Genomic DNA, 3,338 nt, shown 5'->3' with positions numbered 1-3,338 from the left:
CGGTCCCACTCGTCCTTGCTCAGATCTCCCCGCCCCATGACCAGTACAACGAGCCGATCATGCGACGGTCACAAGATCCGCCGTACAGAACCTAGATGGGCTCCCCGACCTCCAGGACGACCTCGCGCGGCGTGCCGGACGTCTTGATCTGCGCGCTGACGACTGCACCACGCTGGAGAACCACCCAGGTCTCGTATCCGCTCGGCGTGGCTTCGAAGATCATGTACTCGCTGCTCGACACGCTGTCGACAGCCCGGGCCGATCCGCTGACGGACCCGTAGCCACCGAGGAGTTCCTCCCCGCCGATGGACTTGGTCGGCGGGCCGAGGATCTCGACCAACCGGTCCCTGGTCATCCCCACCTGCAGCCGAGCCGCCGGGTGGTCCTGCCAGTTGCTGCTGTTGCTCTCGGCCTTGGCCTTGCGCTTGAAGAACGGCACGTCGTACGGGCTCCCCTCCGTAGGCCAGCCGCCCGCCCGGAAACAGGCCGTACCCGTCGACGGGCGGTTGCACCAGGAAGTCTGACCCGGGATCAGGACCGACGGCAACACCGAAGCCGGGCCGGACGGGGAGAACGGAACACGGCCCACTGCTTCGCCAACGCGGTCACCGGGTGAAGGAGATGTGGGCGGTCGGGTCGAGCAGGTGGCATCCCAGGCTCATATCTCGCTCAAATCCCTTCATTTATGGGTGAGTTGAGCCACATCATCGACGTGTCCTTGATGTGCACCATCCCTTCTGCCGGAGGCAGTGATGAGCACGAAGCGCATGGGAGTCGCCCGGAAGGTCCTCGTGGCCGTGGGAGTGGCCGCCGGCCTGGCGTTCGCGAACGTGAGCACCGCGAGCGCAGCCGGATATCCCGAGGGCGTCTGGAACACCAACCACAGCTTCGACGTGCACTTCTACTCGGGCGGCTGCCGCGTGGAGGCCAAGTTCAGCTATACCGGCGGCCTCATCTCGAACACGCCCACCTGGGTCGGCACCGCCGTCCGCTCGGGCGAGCGCACCTGCAACCTCTTCGTCTACACCGTCTACAAGGGGGCGGACGGAAAACTCCACGGCGTCTACGACCGCGGGCGCCGCGACGTCATGGTCGCCGGCCGCGGCCAGCGCTGCTGGATGGTGGTAGGAGTCCAGCGGCCCGACTTCACCTGGTTCAGCCAGACACTCTGGTCCACCAACCCCGGCAACTGCGCCAAGGCGACGTTCTAGGGGCGGGAGAGACCCGGGCGAGCCGAGCGGGCCGCACGGTGACCGGGCTGCCTCGGGGCGAGACCCGAGGCAGCCCGGTCACCTGTCCACCATCGTCGCCTCCGGCCGGCCCCACCGGGCCGCCTCGTGCTTTCCGCGCCGCCCCGTACAGCGGGGTCACCCCGGTCGACAGACCCCGTGCCACCGGCCGGTTCAACCGGTCCCGGCCCCTCCTTGCCCGTAGCCGCCGGTTCCCTGGCGCTTGGAGTTGGAGTTGCGGAGGCGATGTCCACAGTCGGGGCAGGCCGTTCCGTGGGAGCGGTTGTAGTTCTTGACCCGCATTCGGGCCGGTGAGGTCCAGGTGTGCCCGCACTCCCCGCAGTGCCATCGGCAGGTCAGTGCGGAGTTGGGTGCGAGCCGGTCGGCCGTTCGGTCCGGTTCCTCCGTGCAGCCGCCGAACTCGGCAGCAAGCGCGGGGTAGTCGCTCTGCAGCGATCGACCCTGCCGTACGCGCCCGACCTTGCTCTCGCGCCGCCTCGCGCAGATCGGACACCCGGACCGGATGTCCGGGCGTGTCCGGTTGGGCAGGTGAGTCCGCCACACGTGGCCGCAGCCCGGTGCGGAGCAGCGGAACTCGCACCGTTCGTTGGCGCCGGCACGCATGGTCCGAGGCGTGGCTTCGGGCCGGGTCAGGCAGCGGACGAACTCGTCGGCGACGTCCGGATGTGTTTCCGCCAGGGACTCGCCGGGTTTCGGGGTGCTCCGCTTCTTCGCGGCTCGCCTCGTACCGCAGGTGTTGCAGCCGTAGCCGGACGCGGCGCGGTCGTTGACGGTGGCGGTCCACTCGTGGGAGCACGTCGCGCAACGCCAGAGGATCATGTCCTCCGCACCGGGGGACAGCCACTCCAGCCCGACACCGTGGCGGGTGCGGTTCGCCAGGAACTCCCCAGCCAGACGGGGTGCCCTGTCGAGGGCGCTCTCCTCCGGCCGGCCCGCGCGCTCCGACCACGTCCTGTGCACGGCGCCAAGGACGACAGCGACCTGCTCCTCGGTCAGCTCGTTCCAGGTGACGCCGTGCTCGATGAAAATCGTGGCCATCTGCTGCGCCCAGGTCCGTGCGCCGAATCGGCCGGTGACCGTGATCGAGCGACCAGGCACCTGGGGGAGACCCTCCTCTCGTACCCTGACGAAGGTGAGCCCGCTGTCGGCCATGGCCCTCGCCTTCGCCGTGTCCCGTTGGACGCTGGACACCGAACCATGTGTGTGCGCGGGGTCCAGGTCGATGTACAACCCGATTGCGGGGATGTACAGATCGGCCGGCCCTCGGACTCCGGGCACGTCGACCTTCGCGGTGATGGTGACGGTCAAGGAGGTTGCCGCCGCGAGGAGAGCGGCGACCTCTGCCTCGAAGCGCGACGTTCCGGGAGCGGAGCAGGCGGGGCAGCCGTCACCGCGGTGGGTCCGCTTGTGCACCGGAGCCGTCCACGCATGCCCGCGGGCGCACCGCCAGCGGCAGACCGAATCGCTGCCCGGCGTGAGAACACCGGGGCCTCTGCCGGGATGGGACTCGTTGGCGACGAACTGCTCCGCGATGTGCGGGAACCGTTCGGCGAGCGACGTCCCCGGCGTCGCACCGTACCGACGGACCCACGAGCACTCCGGGCAGCCACTCGGGTGGTCGCTCCGTGCCCGGAGGAGGAAGGTCTTCTCCCATTCCGGGTGCTCGTGATTCACGGAACATCGCCACAGGCAGATGTCCTTGTCGCTGATCCGCAGCGTGCCGAACGCGACCTCGGGCCGGGTGAGGTTCCGAACGAACTCGTCGGCAAGGGCATCCTGCCGGGCCCGGGTAGCGGCGGTCTCGCGGAGCCGTAGAGGAGCGGTCGTTGGGGGACCGGGGGCACCCAGGTCCGGGGTGGGCTGGTGCGGGACGAGGACCCCGTCCGTTTCCGGCAAGGCCCCGGTGCTCACGCCACTGCCCTCCGGTTCTCGATGGCTGCGCAAGCGGCCGAGGCTACCGGGCGGCACTGACATCGACACCGGTGCCCGGGTGGCCGGGGGGCCCGCCCGGCAGACCAGGCCCGCCCGCCGCGCGGCCCCAGCGAACGAGAGCGCGGCGGGGCGGGCGGCGTGGCGCGCGCGCGGGCG

General features: G+C 69.9%; 3 protein-coding genes and 1 pseudogene. 1 reads left to right on the top strand and 3 read right to left on the bottom strand.

Going from position 1 to position 3,338, the window contains the following annotated elements:
- Window positions 1–91 precede the first annotated feature (91 nt).
- Window positions 92–439: a hypothetical protein gene (locus tag ACFV4G_RS43230; protein WP_380449111.1), complete on the bottom strand. Its 348-nt coding sequence runs from the start codon at window positions 437–439 to the stop codon at window positions 92–94.
- Between the two features lie 313 nt (window positions 440–752).
- Here ACFV4G_RS43230 and ACFV4G_RS43225 point away from each other — a divergent pair, with 313 nt between their 5' ends.
- Window positions 753–1,211 carry a hypothetical protein gene (locus tag ACFV4G_RS43225; protein WP_380449109.1) on the top strand — a complete coding sequence of 153 codons (459 nt, stop codon included), beginning with the start codon at window positions 753–755 and terminating at the stop codon, window positions 1,209–1,211.
- A 192-nt stretch (window positions 1,212–1,403) separates the two neighbouring features.
- Here the strand turns inward: ACFV4G_RS43225 and ACFV4G_RS43220 are convergent, their stop codons facing one another.
- Both ACFV4G_RS43220 and ACFV4G_RS43215 read right to left on the bottom strand, forming a co-directional pair.
- Window positions 1,404–2,402: a zinc-ribbon domain-containing protein gene (locus ACFV4G_RS43220; RefSeq protein ID WP_380449113.1), complete on the bottom strand. Its 999-nt coding sequence runs from the start codon at window positions 2,400–2,402 to the stop codon at window positions 1,404–1,406.
- Window positions 2,403–2,633: 231 nt separating this feature from the next.
- Window positions 2,634–3,224: pseudogene (locus tag ACFV4G_RS43215) on the bottom strand (zinc-ribbon domain-containing protein); the annotation flags it as partial.
- Window positions 3,225–3,338 lie beyond the last annotated feature (114 nt).

It is taken from the genome of Kitasatospora sp. NPDC059747 (genome assembly GCF_042732955.1).
In the GTDB taxonomy this organism is placed as follows: Bacteria; Actinomycetota; Actinomycetes; order Streptomycetales; family Streptomycetaceae; genus Kitasatospora.
Note: the sequence above shows the minus strand (reverse complement) of the source record. Positions and strands in the feature narration are given on the sequence as shown.

What these genes read in the sequence shown, in the direction of transcription:
- ACFV4G_RS43220 (WP_380449113.1), bottom strand. Translation starts at nt 2,402, where the DNA reads ATGGCCGACAGCGGGCTCACCTTCGTCAGGGTACGAGAGGAGGGTCTC.
- ACFV4G_RS43225 (WP_380449109.1), top strand. Translation starts at nt 753, where the DNA reads ATGAGCACGAAGCGCATGGGAGTCGCCCGGAAGGTCCTCGTGGCCGTG.